The sequence below is a fragment of the Xanthomonas sp. WHRI 6106 genome, from assembly GCF_040202405.1.
Taxonomy (GTDB): Bacteria; Pseudomonadota; Gammaproteobacteria; order Xanthomonadales; family Xanthomonadaceae; genus Xanthomonas; species Xanthomonas cannabis.
Genome location: NZ_JBEGFC010000001.1, coordinates 151171 through 173517 on the forward strand (window position 1 = coordinate 151171; position 22347 = coordinate 173517).

A 22347-nucleotide genomic window follows, 5' to 3' on the forward strand; every position below is an offset into this window, starting at 1 on the left:
CGCACGTGGCGCCCTGTCTGTTTCGTCATCGCTGTCGTGGTGTTCGCGTCATGCCGCTGCAGTCATCTGGCATGACGTAGCGCATCGCGGTTGCAGTCACGTGCAAATGATAGACACTGCCCGCGCGCTTGATGCATGCGGTGCGCAGCACCACACCGATCACCTCATTCGCCAATCCAGCCTTCCAGCATGTCGGCGAACTCGTCGGCGTGCTCTTCTTCCTGGGCCAGGATGCTTTCCAGGATGCGCTTGGTGGTGGTGTCCTTGTCGCCGATGAAATCGATCATCTCGCGGTAGCTGTCGATGGCGATGCGCTCGGCGATCAGGTTTTCCTTGACCATGTCGCGCAGGTCGGTGCCTTCCTTGTATTCGGCGTGCGAACGCTCGGTCAGGGTGTCCGGGTTGAGGTCTGGTTCGCCGCCCAGTTGCACGATGCGCTCGGCAAGCTTGTGCGCGTGCGCCTGTTCCTGCTGCGCGTGCTCCAGGAATTCGCTCTTGACCGCATCGGCCAACATGCCCTTGGCCATGAAGTAATGGCGGTAGTAGCGCAAGGTGCACACGTATTCGGTGGCGAGCGCGGTGTTGAGCAACTCGATCACCTTTTCGCGATCGGCATGGTAGCTCTCGGTGATGGCGCCGTCTTCGATACTCTGGCGTGCGCGGGCGCGCAGGGTGGCGGTGTCGGTGATACCGGCGGGGGTGGTGCTGGCTGGCTGATCAGACATGGCTGGCCGTTTTCCTTCTGAGTGGACGGGGGACTTACGCTTCAATCGGGCAGGTGCTGCAGCACGTAATCGGCTGCAGACACCTTGAATTCACCGGGCTCTTCGACGAACAAGGCCTTGACCACGCCATCGTCGGCATACAGCGCGTAGCGACGCGAACGCAGGCCCATGCCCGAGCCGCTCGCGTCGATTTCCAGGCCCAGGGCGCGGGCAAGTTCGGCATTGCCGTCGGGCAGCAGATGCAGGCCGTCGGGTAGCAACTGGCTGCGGCCCCAGGCCTGCATCACGAACGGGTCGTTGACGGCGGTGCACAGTACTTCGATACCGCGTTTGCGGAACGCTTCGAAGTGCTCCACGTAGCCCGGCAGGTGCTTGGCCGAACAGGTCGGCGTGAATGCGCCCGGCACCGCGAACAGCAGCACCTTGCGGCCGGCAAACAAGGTATGGGTGTCGACCGCCTCGATGCCTTCGCGCATGCGCTTGAGCACCACTTCGGGAATGCTGTCACCAACGGCGATGGTCATGGGGCTGTGCTCCTGTGGCTGAACGAATTCTAGAAAAGGGCAGGGGAAAGGCGCGTCAACGCGCTTGAAATCCGCAGCGCGACGCCTATCTGACGCACATGGCCGGCGCGGTGTGCGCATGCCGCCGCCGCCGGCCCCTTACCCAACCTTTTGGAGGCTCGCAATGAACATCGTTCGTTATCCCCAGTGGCCCACCCACGCCCTGCAAAACGAGATCAAGCATGTGTTCGACCGCTTCTTCGAACAGAACGGCGAAACCGACGAATCGGCGGTGGTGACCGCGCAGTGGGTGCCGCGTGTGGACATCAAGGAAGAGGCCAATCACTTCGTGCTGTATGCCGACCTGCCGGGGATCGACCCCAGCCAGATCGAGGTGCAGATGGACAAGGGCATTCTGTCGATCAAGGGCGAGCGCAAGGGCGAGTCCAGCACCGAGACCGAGCGTTTCTCGCGTATCGAGCGCCGCTACGGCAGCTTCCACCGCCGCTTCGCGCTGCCCGATAGCGCCGATGCCGACGGCATCACCGCAGCCGGGCATAACGGTGTGCTGGAAATCCGCATTCCCAAGCGTCCGGCGGCCACCCCGCGTCGCATTCAGGTGGGCAACGGGCAGGACACCAGTGGCGGCACCGTGCAGTAAGCGCGCGCAGCGGTTGCGCTGATGTAGTTGCCAGGTGAGTCGCCGGTTTGGTTTGAGCGTCGGTGCGCCCAGCCTTCGGCCCTCCGGCGACCACCGGCCGTGCAGGTGGCGCACCGCTGCGAGGCAGCGGACCCTGGAGCGATGTCACCTGACTTCGCTCCCCGGCGACGACCGCGCCGTAGAATAGGCGCGGTCGCCCGCCCGGCTGCGAAGAGATCGGCCAGCAACCCCGTTGCGTGACCGTCATGCGGGTGCGGCTGGTGTTGCAGTGGCGGGTACGGCATGTACCCGCCACGTTTCGCCAGCTGCGCCATCCATGGCTGTCCTACGGGAATGCCCGCCCTCGAACTGGCTCGTGGCCTCGGCTGCGGGCCGTTTTTTTTCCAGAGGTGATTAGATGGAATTCAAGGATTACTACGCAACGCTGGGCGTGGAGCCCAGCGCGGGCGATGCGGAAATCAAGACCGCCTATCGCCGGTTGGCGCGCAAGTACCACCCCGACGTCAGCAAGGAAGCCGGCGCCGAGGACAAGTTCAAGGCGATCAACGAAGCCTACGAGGCATTGCGCGACCCGGCCAAGCGCAAGGCCTACGATCAGTTGAAGGCGCAGGGGTATCGCCCGGGCGACGAGTTCCAGGCCCCGCCCAGCTATGGTGGCGGGCAGGGCTTCGACTATGAAGAGGTGTTCGGCAACGGCGGCGCCGGTGGCGGTTTCAGCGATTTCTTCGAGAGCCTGTTCGCCGGCCAACGCGGTGGCCGTCCGCGCGGCCCGGGTGCCGGTGCGGGCGCAGGTGCCGGCCCACAGGCGCGCGGCGACACCCGCGCCAAACTCGCGGTACCGCTGGAAGCGGTGCATTCGGGTGACAGCGTGCGCATCACCATCAACGGCAAGCAGCTGGACGTGCGCGTGCCCAAGGGCGTGCAGCCGGGTCAGGTGATCCGCCTGAGCGGGCAGGGCAACGGCGGCGGCAACCTGCTGCTGGAGATCGAGTACGCCGCGCACCCGCAGTTCGAGGTGGACGGGCGCAACATTCTGTACACCCTGCAGGTCATGCCCTGGCAGGCAGCGCTGGGCACCACCATCAGCGTGCCGACCCTGGGCGGCTCGGTGGAACTGAAGGTGCCCGCCGACTCGGACGCTGGCCGCAAGCTGCGCCTGCGCGGCCGTGGCCTGCCGGGCACGACCCCGGGCGATCAGATCGTGGAGCTGGAGATCCTGGCCCCGGCTCCCACCGACGACGCGCAGAAGAAGGCGTACCGTAATCTCGCCAAGGCATTTGGCGAGACGGTGTGAGCCGGTCCGCACGAGTGCGCGTGTGACCTGGCCCCTCTCCCGGTGGGTGCAGAAAATAAGCCGCTCTCCCTGCGGGAGAGGGGTTGGGGTGAGGGCACGGTAGGTCAGCAATGTGGCAGTCGACCTCGACCTGCGCCATCGAGCCGCAGCCGCACCCTCATCCGGCGCTGCGCGCCACCTACTTCCGGTGGGAGAAGGGTGCACGTCCCTCTCCTCGTGGGGGAGAAGAAGGATAAGCCCCTCTCCTGCGGGAGAGGGGTTGGGGTGAGGGTACGGTAGGTCAGCGATGCGGCAGTCGCCCTCGAACTGCGCCATCGAATCGCAGCCGCACCCTCATCCGGCGCTGCGCGCCACCTTCTCCCGGTGGGAGAAGGATGCACGTCCCTCTCCTCGTGGGGGAGAAGAAGGCATAAGCCCCTCTCCCTGCGGGAGAGGGGTTGGGGTGAGGGTACGTAGGTCAGCAATGCGGCAGTCGACCTCGACCTGCGCCATCGAGCCGCAGCCGCACCTCATCCGGCGCTGCGCGCCACCTTCTCCCCCATGCAGGAGGGCAATGTCCCGATAGGAGAAGGGGATCAGCGTCGCTGTCCGTCGTGCTGCCTTGAATCCAACCGTGCCTTGGCCGACGTAGTACTCCGGCAGCCGCCTACAAAGAACGACTGCGCGTCAGTCCACTGCATGTCGCAACCTTCGCAAACCACCAACCACCAACCACCAACCACCAACCACCAACCACCAACCACCAACCACCAACCACCAACCACCCACCTGGCCCAGCTATCGAAAGCGCAGCCGGCGCACTACACTCGCCGCGCACACTAGGGGAAACACATGGCACGCATTTTGATCGTCGACGACTCGCCGTCGCAGCTGCTGGGGATTCAGCGCATCGTCGAGAAGCTCGGGCACGAGACCATCACCGCCACCGATGGCGCCGCTGGCGTGGAAGCGGCCAAGGAGTCGCTGCCGGATCTGGTGCTGATGGACGTGGTCATGCCCAACCTCAACGGCTTCCAGGCCACGCGCACGCTCAAGCGCGAGCCCACCACCCAGCACATCCCGGTGATCCTGGTGACCACCAAGGACCAGGACACCGACCGCATGTGGGGCATGCGCCAGGGCGCCCGCGCCTACATCACCAAGCCGTTTTCCGAAGACGAACTGCTGGAGGTGATGGAGCGCGTGTTCAACCAGAAGGACGAATCGCCGACGGCGTGATCGCGCGGGGTGCCGCGCCGCGTGTGCAGCACCTGCGGCCGTTGCCGCACTACCGTGGCGTCCGGCGCCGCAGTTGCCGGCAGTGTCGGTCGCGGCTCCACATCAGCCAGCCAGGCAAGGCTGCCGCCGGGCAAGGCAAGGCAAGGCAAGGCAGGGCAGGTCAGCGCTGCGCGTCCGTCCTCGCGCATGCCCGGTCAGAACGGCAGGTACTTGTGCTGGCCATCCATCAACAGGGCACCGGCGCGCCAGCGAGGTCCCTCGTCCCCCGCACATGCCATGCTGCACAGCAATGCGCCCCAATCCACCCGGCGGCTAAATCGCCGATGCACCGGACCGGGCCTTTCAAAACGGCCGGTCTGCCCCATCTAGTAGAATCGGCGAATCAAACAACACGGCGGCACTGCGGGACTGGCCCGCACAGCCCCTCGATCATGGAGCGTGCATGGCCTGGAACACACCCGGCAACAAGGGCGGAGACGGCCCGGATCCCAACCGTCGCAGGTCCTGGGGCCCGCGCGGTGGTGGCAACGGTGGCGGTTGGGGCAATCTGCCCGCCCCGGTGAAAGAGCTGTTCGACGGTGGTGTGGGGCGCTGGATCCTGGTCGCGGTGGTGCTGATGGTGCTGTTTTCCAGCTTCCAGCTCATCGGTGAACAGCAGCGTGGCGTGGTGCTGCGCTTCGGCCAGTTTTCGCGCATCCTGCAGCCCGGCCCCAACTTCAAGCTGCCCTGGCCCATCGAGTCGGTGCGCAAGGTCAATGCCACCGAGATCAAGACCTTCAGCAACCAGGTGCCGGTGCTGACCCGCGACGAGAACATCGTCAACGTCTCGCTCAACGTGCAGTACCAGATCAGCGACCCGCGCAAATACCTGTTCGGCTCGCGCAATGCCGATCTGGTGCTGGAGCAGGCCGCGCAAAGCGCCGTGCGTGAGCAGGTGGGCCGTTCCGATCTGAATACCGTGCTCAACAATCGCGGCCCGCTGGCGATCGCCTCCAAGGACCGCCTGCAGGCGGCACTGGATGCCTACAACACCGGCCTGGCCGTCACTGGCGTGACCCTGCCGGACGCGCGCCCGCCGGAAGAGGTGAAGCCGGCCTTCGACGAGGTCAACGGTGCCCAGCAGGTGCGCGAGCGCCTGATCAACGAAGCCCAGGCCTATGCCGCCAAGGTGGTACCGGAAGCACGTGGCCAGGGTGCACGCACCCGCACCGGTGCCGAAGGCTACAAGCAGGCGGTGATCTCCAAGGCCGAGGGCGACGCCGACCGCTTCACCCTGCTGCAGGAGCAGTACGCCGGCGCGCCCGAAGTCACGCGCAAGCGCCTGTGGCTGGAAACCGTGCAGAAGGTGCTGTCGGAGAACCGCAAGGTGATCGGCAGCGATGGCCGCCAGGTCATCTACGTACCGCTGCCGGCCGATGCCAACAAGGCGTCCGCGACCAGCGGCAATACCGGCAACAGCGGAATGCCGTCGATGGTGCCGCAGGACGTGCTGTTGAATCCGCCGCAGAATTCCAGCAGCGAGGCCATCCGCAATCCGGAGCGCGGGCCGCGCCCGACCGGCCGTGAGGGAACCGAATAATGAAGAATTCGCTAGTCATCGGCCTGATCGTCGCCGTGTTGCTGACCCTGATGGGCTCGGTGTTCGTGGTGCGCGAGGACCAGACCGCCATGGTGCTCAACCTGGGCCGCGTAGTGCGCGCCGACCTCAAGCCCGGCCTGCACTTCAAGATCCCGGTGGTGGAATCGGTGCGCGTGTTCGATCGCCGCTTCCAGGTGCTGGACACCGCCCCGGCGCGCTACTTCACCGCTGAGCAGAAAGACGTCAGCGTGGACTTCTTCGCCATCGGCTACATCTCCGATGTGCGGGCGTTCTATCGCGCCACCGGTGGTGAGGAGTCGGTCGCCAATTCGCGCCTGGCCCCGATCATCACCGACTCGCTGCGCAACCAGATCAACTCGCGTACCCTGCAACAGCTGGTCTCCGGCGACCGCAGCGAATTGATCGCCAACCAGCTCAAGGGCATCAATGGCGCCATCAAGGGCCTGGGGATGCAGATCACCGACCTGCGCATCAAGCAGATCGACCTGCCGACCGACAGCCAGGTGATTACCGACGTCTACGAGCGCATGCGCGCCCAGCGCAAGCAGGAAGCCAGCAAGTTGCGCGCAGAAGGCGAAGAGCAGGCCCTGACCATCCGTGCTCAGGCCGACCGCGAAAGCACGATCATCAAGGCCGATGCCGAGCGCGATGCCCAGAAACTGCGCGGCGAAGGCGATGCCGACGCGGCCCGCATCTATGGCCAGGCCGGCGCAAAGGACCCCTCGTTCTACGCCTTCTACCGCAGCCTGGAGGCGTACCGCGAGTCCATGACCGACGGCAACGGCGTGGTCGTACTCGACAAGAACGACCCATTCCTGCAGTACCTCAAGAGCGATCGGTGATCGCTCTGCCTTGAAACAAAAGCGCCCGCGTAATGCGGGCGTTTTTGTATGTGCCTGTTACTGTCGGGCAGACAGACGCGCCCCCCACCGTAGGAGCGCACCCGGGCGCGCCGGCCTTACCGGGGATGCCCGTTGCGCCCAGGTGCGCTCCTACGCAGGGCACAGGTGGCCGATAGATCGGGCGCATGGCGCTTCGTGCGCTGCGATGCTGATGGGCATGTTCGGAGTTCGCAGCTGCCTGGGACGCGTCTCCCGTCGTTTTGGCCAGACTCGGTCCTACGCTTTGCGCGTATGGATTGGGTGCATGGCCTTTCGTGGACTGCAATGTGCGTCTGGATCCGCAGATGCCTGACGTCGCTCCCGTTTTATTAACCAGACGCGGCGAGGCAGGAGCGCACCCGGGCGCGACAGGCCTTACCGGCGGACCCCGCTGATCTCCCCTGGTAGTCAATCGCCACAGAGATCCCCTAGCGCAGAACGCGGCAACCGCTGATATCCCGCGTCGCCCAAGGCCGTCAGCATCACGCCATGGCCGATATCGATTCTCCGGGGCATCGCGCGTTGCGCCGCGGCAGGCAGTCTTTGCCCAACAGCGCATACCTGCTGACCACCGCGACATGGCAGCGTCGCGCCGTGTTCGCAGATTTTCTGCTTGCAGCAACCGCCTGCCGGGCATTCACTGCCGCCACGCCTTGCGATGCCACGCTGCTGGCCTGGGTGTTGATGCCGGATCATGTGCATTGGCTGTTGCAACTGGGGAGCGTCACCTCGTTGGCCGACGCCGCTTCACGCATGAAGGCGTGCGCAGCGCGTGCGGTGAACGAGCAGCGCCAGCATCACGCACCGGTCTGGAGTCACAGCTATCACGACCACGCGTTGCGCAAGGACGACGACCTGCACGCAGCCGCGCGTTACCTCATCGCCAATCCCCTCCGTGCCGGGCTGGTCAGCCGCGCGGGCGATTACCCATTCTGGGACGCAATCTGGCTCTGAAAGGGGATTAATGCGCATCCAAACCCCGGCATCCGCGTAGGAGCGCACCCGAGCGCGCCGGCCTTACCGGCAATGCCCGTCGCGCCCAGGTGCGCTCCTACCGGCGCGGTGTGCCCGTGTGTCCATTCAGTGCCTATCGTGGATCGAATGATCGTGCGTCGGGCGATCTGCAGATCTCGCGAGGCACACCGCCCTGCCATGTAGGAGCGCATCCGGGCGCGACCGCTTTACCGGCAATGCCCGTCGCGCCCAGGTGCGCTCCTACGGTGTGGCGTGTCGGGCTGCCGAACCGGGCACACTGCAGCTCCCACGTTGTCCTGGTGTTGCTGATGCACGAGTTCCTGTCCGCGTTATGCCTGATCGCCGTCATCGAAGGCCTGCTGCTGTTCGCCGCGCCCGCCGCCTGGAAGCGGATGGTCGAGCAGCTGTTCAGCCTGCCCACGGCCCAACTGCGTGCCATCGGCGGTGTGACATTGGTGCTGGGCGCGATCGCGCTGTGGATCGTGCGCCACTGAGTGGGTGGTCCATTCCGACCGAAATGGGCAGCGTAGGAGCGCACCTGGGCGCGACAGGCGTTACCGGTAAAGCAGTCGCGCCCGGGTGCGCTCCTACGACCCGCGATGGGGGGTTGGGATTGCTGGGGGCCGGCAGCGCCCGGAGCACCGCGCAACCGCTGGCCAGCGGCAATCCGGCTAGCCCTCGATCCGCCGTTCGCCAAGGGTAGTGCACGCCACCCAAAACCCGGATAATGCACAAAAGCCGGCCGGGCACGCTCCAACCAGAGCACCCCGTTCGGCTTTTTCCGTGTCAGGGCTGGTCGCCGCTGCAACGCTCCCCGATGGAGCCGCGCGCACGGTGGCGCCGCCAGCCCCGAGTCGGTCCCATCCCGCGGCCCCGATGGCTGCAGCAAAACTCAGGAGTTCACCCGTCATGGGTCAATCAGTTGTCGTGCTCGGTGCCCAGTGGGGCGATGAAGGCAAAGGCAAGATCGTCGATCTGCTTACCGAAGAGATCGGTGCAGTCGTCCGCTTCCAGGGCGGCCACAACGCTGGCCATACCCTGGTCATCAACGGCAAGAAGACCGTCTTGCATCTGATTCCGTCCGGCATCCTGCGCGACGACGCGCTGTGCCTGATCGGCAATGGCGTGGTGATCTCCCCGGCCGCGTTGATCAAGGAGATCAGCGAGCTGGAAGGCGCCGGTGTGGAAGTGCGTTCGCGCCTGAAGATCTCCCCGGCTGCGCCGCTGATCATGCCGTACCACATCGCCCTGGACCAGGCGCGCGAGAAGGCCGCCGGCGGCAAGGCCATCGGCACCACCGGCCGTGGCATCGGCCCTGCGTACGAAGACAAGGTGGCCCGCCGCGGTATCCGCATCGCCGACCTGCATTACCCGCCGCAGCTGGAAGAACTGCTGCGCACCGCACTGGACTACCACAACTTCGTGCTGACCAAGTACCTGGGTGTGGAAGCGGTGGACTTCCAGAAGACCTTCGACGAGGCACTGGCTTTCGGCGATTACGTGCAGCCGATGAAGTCCGACGTGGCCGGCATCCTGCACGACCTGCGCAAGCAGGGTAAGCGCGTGCTGTTCGAAGGCGCGCAGGGCGCGTTGCTGGACATCGACCACGGCACCTACCCGTACGTCACCAGCTCCAACACCACCGTGGGCGGCGCACTGGCCGGCACCGGCGTGGGCGCTGACGCCATCGACTACGTGCTGGGCATCGCCAAGGCCTACGCCACGCGCGTGGGAGGCGGCCCGTTCCCGACCGAGCTGGACGACGAAGTGGGCCAGGGCATCCGCGACCGCGGTGCCGAGTACGGCGCCTCCACCGGTCGCCCGCGTCGCTGCGGCTGGATGGACATCGTCGCGCTCAAACGCGCGGTGGCCATCAACGGCATCTCCGGCCTGTGCATCACCAAGCTCGACGTGCTCGACGGCATGGAAAAGCTCAAGGTCTGCATTGCGTACGAATACCGCGGCAAGCGCACCGAATATGCGCCGCTGGACGCGCAGGGCTGGGAAGAGTGCACCCCCGTGTACCTGGAGTTCCCGGGCTGGACCGAGAACACCCACGGCATCACCGAGTGGGACAAGCTGCCGGTGGCCGCACGTGCCTACCTGCGCGCGCTGGAAGAACTGGCCGGCTGCCCGATCAGCATCGTCTCCACCGGCCCGGATCGTGACCACACGATGGTGCTGCAGGACCCGTTCGCCTGATCGGTTGATCTCGCGTTGTCATACCCAACGGCCCGGCTTGTCCGGGCCGTTGGCGTTTGAGGATCAGGCGCGGTTGCTTCCGGGCGGGCCGGCAACGGCATGCGGTGTGACGACACGATGGTGTGACACACCTGTGCTACATTTGCGCGTACGAAATGCACACGCTTGAGGGGTTCATGAGCACCACAACCATCCGTCTCCCAGACGAACTCAAGATGCGCGTTGCTGCGGCAGCGAAGCAGGGCGGCACGACGGCACATAATTTCATTCTGGAAGCGATCGCGGAAAAGGCGGAGTCGGTCGAGCGTCGTGCCGATTTCGATGCGGTTGCCGAACAGCGTTATGCCGGCATCGTGGCGTCCGGGAAGACCATCGCCTGGGACGACATGCGTGGCTATCTGGAAAAGCGCATGGCCGGAGAGCCGGCAAAGCGTCCCACGGCCCGCAAACTAGCCCGGTAGCATGGCGCGTATCGAACTGGCACCGGAGGTTGCACAGGATCTTGAGCGGATCTTCGACCACCTCCAGCGGCATGAGGCCGCACATGTCGCAGCACGCCTGCACGAGATCATCGCGGCAATCGATGTGCTGGAAACCAATCCGCTGATCGGCCGGCCGGCTGGTGGCGACAAGCGCGAACTGGTGATCGGTCGCGGCGCGCTCGGCTATCTGGCGCTGTACTGCTATGTCGCGCAGATCGACACGGTGTTTGTGCTGGCCGTTCGCTCGCAACGTGAGGCGGGCTTTGCGGGGCCGTGAAGTTCGCAGTTGCCTCATCGCCGTAGCCCGGCGTCCCTGTTTTTCGATGCACTGCCACTTGACCAGCGCAAACCGGTGCTGGAGATCGTCGCGCGCCACGCCGACGTTGCCAACCGGTATCGCCCGCACGCCATTGCCCAAGCCGCCGCAATGCCTTGCCACCCGCCCAGCGCCGTTATCCCATGCGCATCGACGCACCCTCACGTTGCTGGTTGTCCATTTCCTGCTGCTGGCGCTGCGCCAACGCCTGCTGGCGGTCGGTACTGGCCACCTCCAGCTGCTGCAGCGACTGCGCCACCGGCGTCTGCACGGCCACATCGGTTGGCATATGGGCGCGCAGGTGCGCCGGGTTGTTCAACTCGCCCTGCACCACAAACACGTGGCGGCCGGCCGGGCTGTCGGCGGTCTGTTGGCTCAGCACCACGTGGTCGGCCCGATCCAGGTTGTTCTGGCGGGCGAGGGTCATCACGCTGGCGATCAGGCGCTCGCTGCTCTCGTCCGGCGTGCGCCCGGCGTGCGCATCGATCGCATTCACGCCCGCGCGCACCTGCCGTAGCAGTGCGTAGTCCCGGTGATCAGGGCCGATATCGGTCAGTTTGGTGGGCGCCTGAATCTGATCGGGCAGGCCGTCCGTCGATGCAGTGAACGGGCTGCGGGTGATGGTGCGGTACGGGTCGTCTTCGTGGAACTGCGTGGCTTTCTGCTGCCGCTCCAGGCGCACGGCGCGGGCATCATCGAGTTCGGCGATACGGCCGGGACTGGTTTCTTCGCGCATGGACAGATGCCCGCCGCCTGCGCTGACGTTCACCCACTTCTGTTCTTTCTCGAAGTACATCGCATAGAAGCTGTTGCTGCCGACCACATTGGGGTCGACGGCGGAGCGGCCCTCCAGCATCTGGATCGCTTCTGTAGTGCCGAGCTTGGTCAGGTACTCGCTGCCGGCTGCCAGGCCCATCTGCGCAAAGGTCTCATAGCTCGTGTTTTTTATACGGGCAGCGCCGCGATACTCGTTGTCGAGCATGTTGGTCCAGATCTGTTCCAGCTTCTGGGGACCGCTTTTTTCAAGCGCTGCCTGCAGCAGCACGCGGGGTGTCCAGCAGTTGGGGTCGAGCTCATGGTCCAGGAAGGCTTGGTCGTGCGCTCGCATGACGTCCTTACCGGGAAGGTTGAGTGCCAGGTCGGGGCGCTGAACTTCCATCCAGGACTGCCGAAGCGCAAGATCCTTTTTAATCAGAGTCTGTCCGAACTTCTCCCATTGCCTTTCGCTAAGCTCGGCGTTGGGGAAGTGCGAGCCATTGTCATGTTGATTTTTTGCGTAGTCCTGAGCATAGCTATTGGCGACCCGTCCAGGCAGGCTGTCATTGCGAACAACGCCTAACGCTAAGGTGCCATAGCCATCAGCGCCCTGCAGTTGCGAGAGGTAGTTCCAATATAACTCCCGATTTCCCGCGTTCGCATAGTCGCTCAAAATCTTGATGTCTTGATCGGTCAATCCGCTCATGTCCTGCTCCCTGATACTTGCTCCATTACTTTACTTTGGTACGCGCCAGAACTTCCCTTACGGCATCTTCCATGCGTTTCCAGTCTTTCAAGAACGCTCTTTTGTAGTTCAGGCTAATCGAAAGTTTATTTTCGATATCAGCGAAATAATGGAAACAACTTGCAGCAATGGCTCCTTTCTCATGGATAACCTCATTGCCCACAAGTTTTACGCCATCTTCGCGAAACTTGGTGCTGTCGCACTTGATGAAGGTGGTGAGCTTGCCGCTGGCATCACGTGCAACATACCAGTCATCTTCATAAGCAAGATTGCGGACTGGCTGCTTCCCGTAGCGTGCCTCGTACTCGCTTGAGTACCCCTGCATTCTTACTTCGTCGATGGCATAGGGTGTTAGCCCCAGGGTCTGGTCTTTAGAAACACGGAGGTCGAGACGGCTCCTTGGATCCTTTCGTTCCACGGAATCCGCCTCGGTAATAGCTTCATTGGAAGAACGCCTGGCCAACAAGGTTTCGATTGGAACCCGGTCGACATAGTCGATCGATACAGATATCTCCTTGCGGAAATCATTCGTACGCGGGTTAGCCCGTGCCCCAGGCGGGGTGGGGGTCATATCTGGCCACTCGATGACAAGCGTGACGCCTTCGCCCGGCCATGGTGCGATCTGGCTGTCCAGGTAGTTGGCGGGGATGCGGAAGGTGTTCGGCCCCAGCTTTACGTCAACCGGAGCGTCCGAATAGGTGTGCCCGTTGATGGTGCGGCCTGTGGTGACGTTGTCTGGCATGGGGGAAGTCCTTTTGTGTTCGGGTGATGGCGTCCGTGCACAGGCACTGCCGGTCACAGCGACGGCGAGTGCAAGGGCCAGGCACCGGCCGGATGACATCATGTGCATTGGTCAATCCATTGCAGGGTTCGTCGCGAACTATAGGCAAATCACGATCAACGCGACAGCAAGGGCCCAGACAGCCAGTACCTGTGCAATACGCCGCAAGAGATCGGAATGCGATCACGCGCTGTGGGTAGGAGATGCGCGTGGACACAAGGTTGGCGGTGCAACAGCAGCTCGCCATGCGCGTTGACGGAGGGCGTTTGCGGCCATCCGTCGCGCAACCTGGCGAGCTGCAATGCCATCAATGCAAACGTCGCCGCGTCATGCCCCGAAAGCGCCGTCGATCGTATGCATCGCGCCAGTCACAAAGCTCGCTTCCGGGCCGGCCAGCCAGGCCACCATGCCGGCCACTTCCTCGGCGCGGCCGTGGCGTTTGATCGCCATGAAGCTGTGCATCAGGTCTTTCATCGGCCCGTTTTCCGGGTTGGCATCGGTATCGATCGGGCCCGGTTGCACCACGTTGATGGTGATGCCACGCGGCCCGAAGTCGCGGGCCAGCCCGCGCGCCAGCCCTTGCAGCGCGGATTTGCTCAGCGCGTAGGACGCCATGCCGGGCAGCGGCATGCGGTCGCCGTTGACCGAGCCGATCACGATGATGCGCCCGCCGGGCGGCATCTGCCGCGCGGCCTCCACGGCGGCGTGGTAGGGCGCGTGCACGTTGATGCGGAACAGCCGGTCCACCGCATCCGGATCCTGGTCCAGCGCATCGCCGAACAATGCGATGCCGGAGTTGACCACCAGCACATCCAGCGGCCCGCTGCGGCGCACCGTGGCGATGACCGCATCGCGGTCGGCGCTGTCGGCCAGCACCGCGGTGCTGCCGGTGTCGCTGGCCAGGCGCTGCGCCGCCTCGGCAGAGCCGGCATAGGTAAACGTCACCCGCGCGCCCTCGGCCACGAAGCGCCGCACGATGGCGGCCCCAATTCCCCGGCTGCCACCAAGCACCAGTACCGACTTGTCTTTGAACGCTGACATGCACCCACCCCGCTATTAATGTAGCGAGTAATACATAATAGATTTCGTCTGCCGTCAAGGATTTTGTAACAATGACTACAGAAACCTCTCGATCCCGCGGGCGGCCGCGGGCGTTCGACCCGGACCAAGCGGTCGCCACCGCGCAGCGGCTATTCCATGCGCGCGGCTACGACGCCCTGAGCGTGGCCGACCTCACCCAGGCGCTGGGCATCAACCCGCCCAGTTTCTACGCCGCCTTCGGCAGCAAGGCCGGCCTGTATGCGCGCATCCTCGACCGCTACGCGCAGACCGGCGCCATCCCGCTGCCGCAGGTTCTGGACGCCAACCGCCCGCTGGCCGACGCGCTGGCCGACGTACTGGAACAGGCCGCGCGCTGCTACGCCGCAGACCCCGCTGCCACCGGCTGCCTGGTGCTGGAAGGCACGCGCAGCAACGACCCGCAGGCGCGCGAGGCCGCCTGTGGCTTTCATGTTGCGGCCCAGGAGTTGATCCGCTCCCACATCGCCAAGCAGTGCCCGCACGACGCAGACCGGCTGGCGGATTTCGTCAGCACCACCATGGCCGGCCTGTCCGCCAGCGCCCGGCATGGGCAGAGCTTGGAGCGTCTGTTGGCGAGTGCGCGGTTGGCAGGAGAGGCGATTAGGGCAGCGCTGCGCGGATAGAGCAGGGTGGCGGCACAGCGCCTATGGCCCATCCATGTTCTGGGCTGGCTTTAACACAGGCTCACTTCGACCTTTTTATTCAACGCTGACGATCACATGGAGTCGCACGCAGCGTGTTAGTTGAACTTTTAGCGCCATCCGGATTGCTGTCCAACCCGGACTGTCGCGCTGAATGCCTACAGATGGCGTCGTTGCTGGATGCAGTGTTCATTTCGGTCCCACAATGGGAGCGCCGCTGCACCATTTTAATTTCCGATCAGTCACTTGACCGAGCCTGCTCATACGGCCACAGTCCGTGGCGTTCGCCCTCTCCGTTCAAGGATGCCCGTGAAGAAGCTGACGCATTGCATCGTGGCGACCGCGCTGGCGCCCATCATGACGCTTGGGTGTGCACGGCTTTCGATGGAACAGGCTGCCGCAAAACCCCCAAGTGGTGCACACGAAGCATCGTCTTTTCCTCAGGCGCCTGCTGCCACGCCTTCACCCTGGGTGTCCTTCAAACTGGAACGGCAGATGGGCGCCGTCTGTGTGGACCGTACGCAATCACAGGGCTCCTCACCTGCGCCCTTGCTAAGGGACGGGTTTTGCAAAGGCCCGGCACCTGCGCATATGGTGGCTGCATTGCTTGCCCTGCCTGCAGATGCGGTCGATGCCTCGCCGCAAGCGCGCGAAGCGGGCCTGCGCGATGCCGTATACGTGGCCGCACCCGGCCTGGGACGGCGCGCGGACTTCACCGTGGTTGCCGGTGATCTGACGATCCGTTCGTTTGAAAGTGCGGATCCTGACAAAACGGTGTACTTGGTCTGGCCGGTGAAATGTGGCGCGGGCGAGGCAGGCCTTGCGTGCCAGTCAGGCAAAGGGCGAAAGGCATATCGCGTCACCAAGGACGGCACCGCACGCGATGTCAGTGCAGCGGTGTTTCCACCAGCGCCTAGCCTGACTGCAGAAGATGTTGCCCGGCAAAACGACCACGGCGGCTCGGAGCTTTTTCTGTTCGACGACAAGCTGCCCTTGGCGCCGACAATGCGATGGTTGATGGAATTCGACCCTGACCAGCCGCTGGCCACCGATGACCCGAAGCGCGTCGGGTCTTACGCCCATTTTGGTTTTATTCGGTGGACAGGCGAACGCTTCGAGCTGGTAGAACGAGTCGCTAGAGCGCAGTGGCCGTGTCGCCAGCAGCGCACAGGCGAACCGGCATGTGCGGATTATCCAGATGGTGAGGACCGTTTCATCAGCGAGTGACCACTTCTGCAAGGAGCATCGAAATGGCGAGATCCAACGATTTAGACATCCGCGCGACTGCCGACCAGATTTCTGCGTTGTTCAACGCCAATCGACAGGCCGAGGCGCTGCGCATGCTTGATGAGCGCAGACAAGGCCAGGCAGAGGTCGTGCGTGACGCACTGGATCGCTATATCGGCGCAGCGTCCGCCGGTGCAATCGCCAATCAACAACAAGGGCCGGTCGCCGCCGCGGATGCCAGTGTGCTGCAACGCTTGCAACTAGCCGCGTCAAACCAGCCAGCAATTCCGCCGCAGGCGCAAATGGCTGCCGTGAGCGACGCACAGCGCTATGACGTCTACGCCAGCATCGTACAGGTGAGAGGTAACGAAGCCGCGCACGAGGCACTCTCGCGACTCAACGAGCGCGTGGTATTAGGCCTTCGCCAGGAAAACTCAACGCTTGCGGCCATGCAGGATCGCGCGCATGCCGGAAGCTTGCGGAGCGACGATCCGGCAACCCCTGCCATCAACGAAGCTCAGGGCGGCACGGGCGTCTACAACGACTGCCTGGTCGTACTGTGGAAGGATGCCGACGGCACGCGGCATACGCAGGTCGCCCAACAAGCAAACACCGAGCCGACTGCGCAGTACGATCATCATGCAGGCAACACGGGGCGGCGCCCGCGTGCGGAAGGCGGCATGGAGAACAGGACATTTGCACCGTCGCCAGGCTTTGAAAGCATCACCAGGCCCAGGAAGATCGAAGGCGAGGACGTCAATGCCGATGGCATCAGGGATCTCGGTCGCCTGAGCGAAGGCACCATCGAGATGCGGATGGGGCAGCACCCAAATCCCAGCCGGCCAGGCACCCAAGACAACGCATTACGCCCAAGTCAGGCGGCAGTCGATGCAGGGCGGGGCGGGGTACAGCGGGATAGCAATGCGGACGGCTGGTTTGATCAAGCCGATCTCAACGGTGTGCAAAATCTCAACGACACCTTCAAGATTCATCGAGGTTCCAGCGGCAGTACCGATTCGGCTGGCTGCCAGACAATTCATCCAGCCGAGTACGATGGGTTCATCGCGGCGGTGCAAGGCAACCCAGCGCAGACGCGCTGGCAATACGTGCTGACCAGCACCACACCCGGGCCGGTGCGGGACCAGCATCAGGACCAAGGGCGAGGGCATGAAGGGGTACAGCCAGGGCAGGAGGAGCAGGGGCATCGGCCGGCCCAGCCGCAGCGGCAGAACGACGGGCCTGCAGCGCCTGTGCCTGGGAGGCCGCGACAGGCAGACGCAGAAGACGCCCAACCCGCGCCGCCTCATCCGTTGCATGCACAGGCCAGCACCTTGGTTGGCCGGTTGGATGCCAGCATGGGCCGCGCCAGCGATGCGCACAGCGAGCGGATGAGCGCCAGCCTGGCCAATCTGGCAAAGGAGCACGGGCTCGAGCGCATCGACCACGTAATGCTGAGCAACCAGACGCCGCGTGCAGCGGCCGGTGCCACCGTGTTCGTGGTACAGGGCGAACCCAGCAACCCGGCCCATCTGCGCGCCAGCATGCCCACCGACGTGGCCGTCACTACGCCGGTGGAGCAATCGCTGGCAAAGCTGCAAGAGCTAGATGCGCGTACCTTGGCGCAAGCGCAGAGTCAGGCGCAGGAGAGAGGGGTAGTGCAGGAAGAGGCTGTCAAGCCGCGAAGCATTGGATGAGAGCTTTTGGCTTCCGCCTTTGATCTGTAGACGGCTGCTCCAGACAGCGTGTAGCTGAGACTGCCTGCACAAACACGTTGTTCGCCTCATTCCATATTCCGGAATATGGAATGGGGCAGACTTGGCTGTGGAATTGAAGCCCAAGGAGCGAGTGGTGCCAATCAAGCAGGTCGCCCGGGCGGGACAGGCCTCGACCTTGCATATCTTGGAGAAGTGCTGTGTATGAGCGCTTCTCACGTGCGTCGTAGCGTCAAGCGCGCGGTGGGATTCTGGCACACGCAAGCATTGTGTTTCAGCGTTCATGGCCCATCGCGTCAGCGTAGCTGCGACATCGTCGGGTTAGGTCTGCACGGAAAACTTGAAGCACGGGCATTCGCTTGCGATGATGCATCGCAATTGCAACGCACTGGGCCTGCCATGAAATCCGCATCTCTTCCATCGCTCCGGGTAGACCCGGCGCTGCGCGAAGCGGCCGAAGCCGTGTTGCAGGAGGGTGAGACGCTTTCCAGCTTTGTCGAGCACTCCGTGCGCGCCCAGGTGCAGCAGCGCCAGCAGCAGGAAGCCTTCATTGCGCGCGGGCTGGCGTCGCGCGACAGCGCCAAGGCGTCTGGCCGGTATATCGACGCGACCGATGTGCTGGCCGGGCTGCAGTCCCAACTGGACAAGGCGCGCAAGGGCTGACCCAAGGTGGGATTTTCTGTCCGTTTCACTCAGCAAGCGCGCGACGATCTCGCGCGTCTTTACGGCTGGCTGCTACAGCGTGCCGAAGGCGACTTCACCGTGGCCGAGCGCGCGCTGCAGGCCATCGGCGATGGCGTCACCGTGCTTGAACTGGCGCCGCTGAGCTGCCGCAAGGCGCGGGTGGCAGACCCGTTCTTGCGCGAGCTGGTGATCGGCTTCGGTGCCAGCGGCTACGTGCTGCTGTTTGAGGTGGAAAGCGATCAGGTCGTCACCGTTTTGGCAGTCAGGCATCAGCGTGAAGACGACTATCATTAAGCACGGCGTTCGCGCCAACGTCGCGCCACAAGGGAAGTAGATGGCCAATATCAGCAGGCGCCGTACGGGGGAACTGACTCGAGCGCTGTTCCATATCCTCAAGACCCAGCCGGAAGGCATGCGTGCGTCCGATGCGCTGGCCTCACTGGAAAAGCGCGCCAGCTGATCTTCGCCAGAGTGCCTGTGCCTTGGCTAGTTCATTGGTCTCCTAGGTAATTCGATTCACCCGACCAGCGAGATATAAATGCTGCAGCGCTTACGATCAGATTAACGACCACAATACCCAGTTCACTTTTCGTAGTACGTCATGTCCTCAGCTCTCTGCGGTCAATGTTTTGCTCGCCCTTAACCATCTCGTAGAGCAAGCCAACAAGCGGTGCGAGCGCTTGTTTGTCGTTCTTCAATACTTGGGTCACCAAGTCCGTGTGCGACCCTAACGCCCGAACTAACGCGGACTGGACAGTACCCTTGATGTTGCCATTCATCGCTACTTCGCGCGGATTATTCTTGATCTGGGCGACAGTGTTGTGGTCTTCGCGGACAATGTCGGCTAGGTGGTTCACGAGTGCCACCTTGTCGGTTAGCGGAGTTGCCTCGCCGAAAATCGAGTTCAGGCGCTCTATCACCTGGCGCAGATATACAGGCAGTTCTGCCTGTCCACCGCCACCCGGGCCGACCGGCTTAAGGATGACCGCGTCATCCTCGGGGGGGGCGTCAGAATCAGGCATGTCTTCAGGCTTAATGTCGAAGCCAGTCAAAACCAAGGCGGACACATCCACTTGCTCCGGCGGAACGCCGTTGAGACGCTTGGCCAACAGGCGAGCGAAGCTGGCAAACCCTTCCAGACGGGCGTCGGCCAGGTCGATGGTCTGCGCAATGTAGGTGTACAGCGAGCCAAACCGGCTCAGGCCAGACTTGAAGTCCATCAGCTGCTGCAGGAATTCGGCGTGAACCGTCCGACTAGCATCGGCCTTCTTCATGCTTCCCTCATTGCCCTGCAACTTTGCCGCCTCGAATGCGGCCTCGGCGGCTTGGATTGCCGCGCGCTCCGCTTGCACGCTGTCGTTGAAGCGCTGAGTCGGGGCACTAGTCGCCGCGTATAGTTCCTTGTGCTGGGCTTGGTCACCCGCGGCATAGGCCGCAGCAGACTTGAACCGGACGGCGATGTAGAGGTCAACCTCGCTTGGAGTGTAGATCGAGGCGTTGTCCAGATCGGCCTGCAGGTCGTAGATAACGTTGGGGTTCTGAACGTCCTGGATCCGAGCGCCCTTGTCGTACTTGGCGAAAGCGTCGAGAACCGCCTGGGGCTCATTGACGAAGTCAACCACGAAGGTTGTGTCCTTGCCCGGCGCGGTACGGTTAAGGCGGGACAGCGTCTGGACGATCTCCACCGGGTTGGCGATCTTCTTATCCAGATACATCGCGCATAGCTTAGGCTGGTCGAAGCCGGTCTGGAACTTGTTGGCCACGATCATGACCCGGAACTCGGGGCGATCGAACACCTTGCGCAGCTCAGAACCGTACTGCTTGGGATTCATGTTGCTCTCGGTGAACTGTTCGTCGGCTTGAGCCTTAAAAGGGTCATGTTTAAGCTGCTCATCGGATGCGTGTATAACCTCGGTGCCCGTAAGCGAGCCAGAGAACGCCACTAGGGCCTGGAAGGCTTTGTAGTGCGGATGGGCCTTGGTGTAAGCGTCGAAGGCGCGCTTGTAACGCACGGCCGAAGCTCGCGAAGAGGTTACGATCATTGCTTTGGCCGTTCCCCCCAGCAGTGGTGCCACGTTGGCTGCGAAGTGCTCGACGATGAATTCGACCTTCTGGGTGACGTTTGTCGCGTGCAGGTTCAGCCACTTAGCCAAGGCGCGCTTGGCTGCCTTCTGTGATACCCGCTTGCCTTCCTTGACCGGCTTGGCCAAGTTGAAGGCGGTCTTGTAGGGCAGATAGCACTCCATGACGTCCAGGATGAACCCCTCATCGATTGCTTGGCGCATGGGGTACTTGTGGAACGACTGCGGCTGATTTTCCTTGCTAGCAGGCTTCGTCGGGTCAGCGAGACGGCCGAACAGGGTCAAAGTGGCGTGCTTAGGCGTGGCAGTGAAGGCGAAATAGGACACGTTCTTCGGACGTACGCGCGAGGACTGGATCTTCCCCAAAAGCTCCTCGACAGTCAGTCCCTCCATTTCCTTAGCGTCGCGCAGGGCAAGGGTAGCTTGCAGCTTGGAGGCAGCCGAGCCTGTCTGGCTGGTGTGAGCCTCGTCAATGATGACCGCAAAACTGCGATCTTTCAGCTTGCCATTGGTCAGCACCTGCTCCATAGCGTAGGGGAAGGTTTGCAGCGTCACCACGATGATGGGCGTGCCGTTCTCCATTGCCGTGGCCAGTTCTGCCGACTTGCTCTGGCCTGTCTCCTTGTCACCAATGGCCGCAATTAGACCGGTCTGGTGGTCGAGCTGCTGGACGGCGTCCTGGAGCTGTTTGTCCAGGACCGTACGGTCGGTGACCACGATGATCGAATGAAAGTACGGATCGCCCTTGTCAGGGGTGCGCAGACGGATCAAGTCGTGTGCCGTCCAAGCGATGGTGCTCGTCTTGCCAGAACCTGCCGAGTGTTCGCATAGGTAAGTCATGCCGGGGCCATTGGACTTGGCGTCAGCGACCATTTTGGTCACAGCATCCCACTGATGGAAGCGCGGGAAGATCTGGGTTTCCTTGCGTTGGTGGTTGCCAGCTAGGTCCACCACATCCTTCTTCTCCGTATATACAAAGCTGTGGAAGATTCGCAGCCAGTTGTCGCGCTGGCAGACCTGTTCCCAGAAATGGGCCACCGGGTACTCCCCATCCTCCCGGATCGGGTTGCCAATCCAGATGCCATTACTACCGTCACGGCCTTGGTTGAATGGGAGGAAATAGCTGTTCTTGCCCTCAAGCTTGGTGCACATCTGAATGTCACTGTCGGACATGGCGAAATGAACGACAGCGCCGCGCTTGAAAGTCAGCAACGGTTCCTTGCGCCGAGTGGTCGGATCCATCGGCAGGCGATCGTTCTTGTATTGCAGGACGGCGGCGTCAGCCGATTGAGTGAAGTCGGTCTTGATCTCCACGGTGGCCATGGGGAGGCCATTAATGAAGAACACAAGGTCGATGGCTAGTTGACTGCCAGGGCGGTACATCAGCTGAGGTACCACTCGCAGAATGTTGGCGTTGTAGCGCTCCCAGGCAGAAGGATCGCGCTCGTCTTCGGGCAGCCCTTCACTCACGACAATCTCGCCAGCACCAGCGACCTTGATGCCCTTGCGCAGCACGTTGACTGTACCTTCGCGCTCCAGGGATTGGGCCAGCCGGTCCGTGAGTGTGGCGGTAGCTTTTTCGCCGTTGCCGGAGACCAGCCTTCTCCACTTTTCCGGCTGTGTTGTCTCTACCCAGTTGGCCAGATCTTCCGGGTAAAGCGCGTAGTTCTGGTTGTAGCCGGCAGTGGTTCCAACCTGCCAGCCGCGCACTTCCAGCTGTCTGACGATGTACTGCTCAAAGTACTTCTCGCTATGGGCAGTATCGGTGAGGGCGGCGGGCATG

The 22347-nt window shown here is 63.1% G+C and carries 22 protein-coding genes and 1 pseudogene; 16 read left to right on the plus strand and 7 right to left on the minus strand.

Annotated features, from left to right (window positions below):
* Positions 1–164: 164 nt before the first annotated feature.
* Both ABQZ09_RS00755 and ABQZ09_RS00760 read right to left on the minus strand, forming a co-directional pair.
* The gene (locus ABQZ09_RS00755; protein WP_349775855.1) at positions 165–725 is read right to left on the minus strand and encodes a ferritin-like domain-containing protein; all 561 of its coding nucleotides are present in this window, start codon (positions 723–725) and stop codon (positions 165–167) included.
* 41 nt (positions 726–766) lie between these two features.
* A complete protein-coding gene (locus ABQZ09_RS00760; RefSeq protein WP_039407975.1) occupies positions 767–1249 on the minus strand; it encodes a peroxiredoxin in 483 nt (160 codons plus the stop codon).
* A 163-nt stretch (positions 1250–1412) separates the two neighbouring features.
* On the opposite strand from ABQZ09_RS00760, the gene ABQZ09_RS00765 reads away from it, so the two are divergent.
* The 10 genes from ABQZ09_RS00765 to ABQZ09_RS00810 all read left to right on the plus strand — a co-directional run bounded on the left by ABQZ09_RS00765 (position 1413) and on the right by ABQZ09_RS00810 (position 10818).
* Positions 1413–1889, plus strand: a complete 477-nt coding sequence (locus ABQZ09_RS00765) for an Hsp20/alpha crystallin family protein (RefSeq protein WP_349775856.1) — start codon at positions 1413–1415, stop codon at positions 1887–1889.
* Between the two features lie 397 nt (positions 1890–2286).
* Positions 2287–3183: a DnaJ C-terminal domain-containing protein gene (locus tag ABQZ09_RS00770; protein WP_039407969.1), complete on the plus strand. Its 897-nt coding sequence runs from the start codon at positions 2287–2289 to the stop codon at positions 3181–3183.
* 831 nt (positions 3184–4014) lie between these two features.
* The gene (pilH, locus tag ABQZ09_RS00775) at positions 4015–4401 is read left to right on the plus strand and encodes a twitching motility response regulator PilH (RefSeq protein ID WP_039407238.1); all 387 of its coding nucleotides are present in this window, start codon (positions 4015–4017) and stop codon (positions 4399–4401) included.
* Positions 4402–4843: 442 nt separating this feature from the next.
* Entirely contained in the window at positions 4844–5980 is a 1137-nt protein-coding gene (gene hflK, locus ABQZ09_RS00780) for an FtsH protease activity modulator HflK (protein ID WP_039407235.1), read from the plus strand.
* Positions 5980–6843, plus strand: a complete 864-nt coding sequence (gene hflC, locus ABQZ09_RS00785; RefSeq protein WP_039407232.1) for a protease modulator HflC — start codon at positions 5980–5982, stop codon at positions 6841–6843. Before hflK ends, hflC begins: the two co-directional genes overlap by 1 nt.
* Before the next feature lie 528 nt (positions 6844–7371).
* Positions 7372–7836, plus strand: a complete 465-nt coding sequence (locus ABQZ09_RS00790; protein ID WP_349775857.1) for an REP-associated tyrosine transposase — start codon at positions 7372–7374, stop codon at positions 7834–7836.
* 329 nt (positions 7837–8165) lie between these two features.
* Positions 8166–8351 (plus strand): DUF2065 domain-containing protein, encoded by a 186-nt coding sequence (locus ABQZ09_RS00795; protein ID WP_039407247.1) that lies wholly within the window; start codon positions 8166–8168, stop codon positions 8349–8351.
* 415 nt (positions 8352–8766) lie between these two features.
* Complete coding sequence (locus ABQZ09_RS00800) at positions 8767–10059, plus strand: adenylosuccinate synthase (RefSeq protein WP_024938603.1); 1293 nt, start codon at positions 8767–8769, stop codon at positions 10057–10059.
* Between the two features lie 176 nt (positions 10060–10235).
* Positions 10236–10520: a YlcI/YnfO family protein gene (locus tag ABQZ09_RS00805; protein WP_104581120.1), complete on the plus strand. Its 285-nt coding sequence runs from the start codon at positions 10236–10238 to the stop codon at positions 10518–10520.
* A gap of 1 nt (position 10521) precedes the next feature.
* Positions 10522–10818 carry a type II toxin-antitoxin system RelE/ParE family toxin gene (locus tag ABQZ09_RS00810; protein ID WP_349775858.1) on the plus strand — a complete coding sequence of 99 codons (297 nt, stop codon included), beginning with the start codon at positions 10522–10524 and terminating at the stop codon, positions 10816–10818.
* Between the two features lie 175 nt (positions 10819–10993).
* On the opposite strand, the gene ABQZ09_RS00815 is transcribed toward ABQZ09_RS00810, so the two are convergent.
* The 3 genes from ABQZ09_RS00815 to bdcA all read right to left on the minus strand — a co-directional run bounded on the left by ABQZ09_RS00815 (position 10994) and on the right by bdcA (position 14180).
* Positions 10994–12319 carry a Smlt3024 family type IV secretion system effector gene (locus tag ABQZ09_RS00815; RefSeq protein ID WP_349775859.1) on the minus strand — a complete coding sequence of 442 codons (1326 nt, stop codon included), beginning with the start codon at positions 12317–12319 and terminating at the stop codon, positions 10994–10996.
* A 25-nt stretch (positions 12320–12344) separates the two neighbouring features.
* Positions 12345–13208 carry a Smlt3025 familytype IV secretion system inhibitor gene (locus ABQZ09_RS00820; RefSeq protein ID WP_349775860.1) on the minus strand — a complete coding sequence of 288 codons (864 nt, stop codon included), beginning with the start codon at positions 13206–13208 and terminating at the stop codon, positions 12345–12347.
* Positions 13209–13466: 258 nt separating this feature from the next.
* Complete coding sequence (gene bdcA, locus ABQZ09_RS00825; RefSeq protein ID WP_349775861.1) at positions 13467–14180, minus strand: SDR family oxidoreductase; 714 nt, start codon at positions 14178–14180, stop codon at positions 13467–13469.
* 71 nt (positions 14181–14251) lie between these two features.
* Between bdcA and ABQZ09_RS00830 the strand changes: the two genes are divergently transcribed.
* On the plus strand, positions 14252–14842 hold the full coding sequence (locus ABQZ09_RS00830) for a TetR/AcrR family transcriptional regulator (protein WP_349775862.1): 591 nt from the start codon (positions 14252–14254) through the stop codon (positions 14840–14842).
* A gap of 609 nt (positions 14843–15451) precedes the next feature.
* Entirely contained in the window at positions 15452–16087 is a 636-nt protein-coding gene (locus ABQZ09_RS00835) for a hypothetical protein (protein WP_349776096.1), read from the plus strand.
* 41 nt (positions 16088–16128) lie between these two features.
* Here ABQZ09_RS00835 and ABQZ09_RS00840 read toward each other — a convergent pair whose 3' ends face one another.
* Complete coding sequence (locus tag ABQZ09_RS00840; protein ID WP_349775863.1) at positions 16129–16347, minus strand: hypothetical protein; 219 nt, start codon at positions 16345–16347, stop codon at positions 16129–16131.
* A 1095-nt stretch (positions 16348–17442) separates the two neighbouring features.
* Here ABQZ09_RS00840 and ABQZ09_RS19855 point away from each other — a divergent pair.
* The 4 genes and pseudogenes from ABQZ09_RS19855 to ABQZ09_RS00860 all read left to right on the plus strand — a co-directional run.
* A complete protein-coding gene (locus tag ABQZ09_RS19855; protein WP_503018388.1) occupies positions 17443–17781 on the plus strand; it encodes an XVIPCD domain-containing protein in 339 nt (112 codons plus the stop codon).
* Positions 17782–18198: 417 nt separating this feature from the next.
* Positions 18199–18462 carry a YlcI/YnfO family protein gene (locus ABQZ09_RS00850; RefSeq protein WP_349776098.1) on the plus strand — a complete coding sequence of 88 codons (264 nt, stop codon included), beginning with the start codon at positions 18199–18201 and terminating at the stop codon, positions 18460–18462.
* 6 nt (positions 18463–18468) lie between these two features.
* Positions 18469–18777, plus strand: coding sequence for a type II toxin-antitoxin system RelE/ParE family toxin (locus ABQZ09_RS00855; RefSeq protein ID WP_349775864.1), 309 nt, complete (start codon positions 18469–18471; stop codon positions 18775–18777).
* A 40-nt stretch (positions 18778–18817) separates the two neighbouring features.
* Positions 18818–18934, plus strand: a pseudogene (locus ABQZ09_RS00860) (restriction endonuclease); the annotation flags it as partial.
* Positions 18935–19082: 148 nt separating this feature from the next.
* On the opposite strand, the gene ABQZ09_RS00865 reads toward ABQZ09_RS00860, so the two are convergent.
* Positions 19083–22346 carry a type I restriction endonuclease subunit R gene (locus ABQZ09_RS00865; RefSeq protein WP_349775865.1) on the minus strand — a complete coding sequence of 1088 codons (3264 nt, stop codon included), beginning with the start codon at positions 22344–22346 and terminating at the stop codon, positions 19083–19085.
* Position 22347: the final 1 nt, after the last annotated feature.

What these genes read in the sequence shown, in the direction of transcription:
- ABQZ09_RS00755 (WP_349775855.1), bottom strand. Translation starts at nt 725, where the DNA reads ATGTCTGATCAGCCAGCCAGCACCACCCCCGCCGGTATCACCGACACC.
- ABQZ09_RS00760 (WP_039407975.1), bottom strand. Translation starts at nt 1,249, where the DNA reads ATGACCATCGCCGTTGGTGACAGCATTCCCGAAGTGGTGCTCAAGCGC.
- ABQZ09_RS00765 (WP_349775856.1), top strand. Translation starts at nt 1,413, where the DNA reads ATGAACATCGTTCGTTATCCCCAGTGGCCCACCCACGCCCTGCAAAAC.
- ABQZ09_RS00770 (WP_039407969.1), top strand. Translation starts at nt 2,287, where the DNA reads ATGGAATTCAAGGATTACTACGCAACGCTGGGCGTGGAGCCCAGCGCG.
- pilH (WP_039407238.1), top strand. Translation starts at nt 4,015, where the DNA reads ATGGCACGCATTTTGATCGTCGACGACTCGCCGTCGCAGCTGCTGGGG.
- hflK (WP_039407235.1), top strand. Translation starts at nt 4,844, where the DNA reads ATGGCCTGGAACACACCCGGCAACAAGGGCGGAGACGGCCCGGATCCC.
- hflC (WP_039407232.1), top strand. Translation starts at nt 5,980, where the DNA reads ATGAAGAATTCGCTAGTCATCGGCCTGATCGTCGCCGTGTTGCTGACC.
- ABQZ09_RS00790 (WP_349775857.1), top strand. Translation starts at nt 7,372, where the DNA reads ATGGCCGATATCGATTCTCCGGGGCATCGCGCGTTGCGCCGCGGCAGG.
- ABQZ09_RS00795 (WP_039407247.1), top strand. Translation starts at nt 8,166, where the DNA reads ATGCACGAGTTCCTGTCCGCGTTATGCCTGATCGCCGTCATCGAAGGC.
- ABQZ09_RS00800 (WP_024938603.1), top strand. Translation starts at nt 8,767, where the DNA reads ATGGGTCAATCAGTTGTCGTGCTCGGTGCCCAGTGGGGCGATGAAGGC.
- ABQZ09_RS00805 (WP_104581120.1), top strand. Translation starts at nt 10,236, where the DNA reads ATGAGCACCACAACCATCCGTCTCCCAGACGAACTCAAGATGCGCGTT.
- ABQZ09_RS00810 (WP_349775858.1), top strand. Translation starts at nt 10,522, where the DNA reads ATGGCGCGTATCGAACTGGCACCGGAGGTTGCACAGGATCTTGAGCGG.
- ABQZ09_RS00815 (WP_349775859.1), bottom strand. Translation starts at nt 12,319, where the DNA reads ATGAGCGGATTGACCGATCAAGACATCAAGATTTTGAGCGACTATGCG.
- ABQZ09_RS00820 (WP_349775860.1), bottom strand. Translation starts at nt 13,208, where the DNA reads ATGCACATGATGTCATCCGGCCGGTGCCTGGCCCTTGCACTCGCCGTC.
- bdcA (WP_349775861.1), bottom strand. Translation starts at nt 14,180, where the DNA reads ATGTCAGCGTTCAAAGACAAGTCGGTACTGGTGCTTGGTGGCAGCCGG.
- ABQZ09_RS00830 (WP_349775862.1), top strand. Translation starts at nt 14,252, where the DNA reads ATGACTACAGAAACCTCTCGATCCCGCGGGCGGCCGCGGGCGTTCGAC.
- ABQZ09_RS00835 (WP_349776096.1), top strand. Translation starts at nt 15,452, where the DNA reads ATGGTGGCTGCATTGCTTGCCCTGCCTGCAGATGCGGTCGATGCCTCG.
- ABQZ09_RS19855 (WP_503018388.1), top strand. Translation starts at nt 17,443, where the DNA reads ATGGGCCGCGCCAGCGATGCGCACAGCGAGCGGATGAGCGCCAGCCTG.
- ABQZ09_RS00850 (WP_349776098.1), top strand. Translation starts at nt 18,199, where the DNA reads ATGAAATCCGCATCTCTTCCATCGCTCCGGGTAGACCCGGCGCTGCGC.
- ABQZ09_RS00865 (WP_349775865.1), bottom strand. Translation starts at nt 22,346, where the DNA reads ATGCCCGCCGCCCTCACCGATACTGCCCATAGCGAGAAGTACTTTGAG.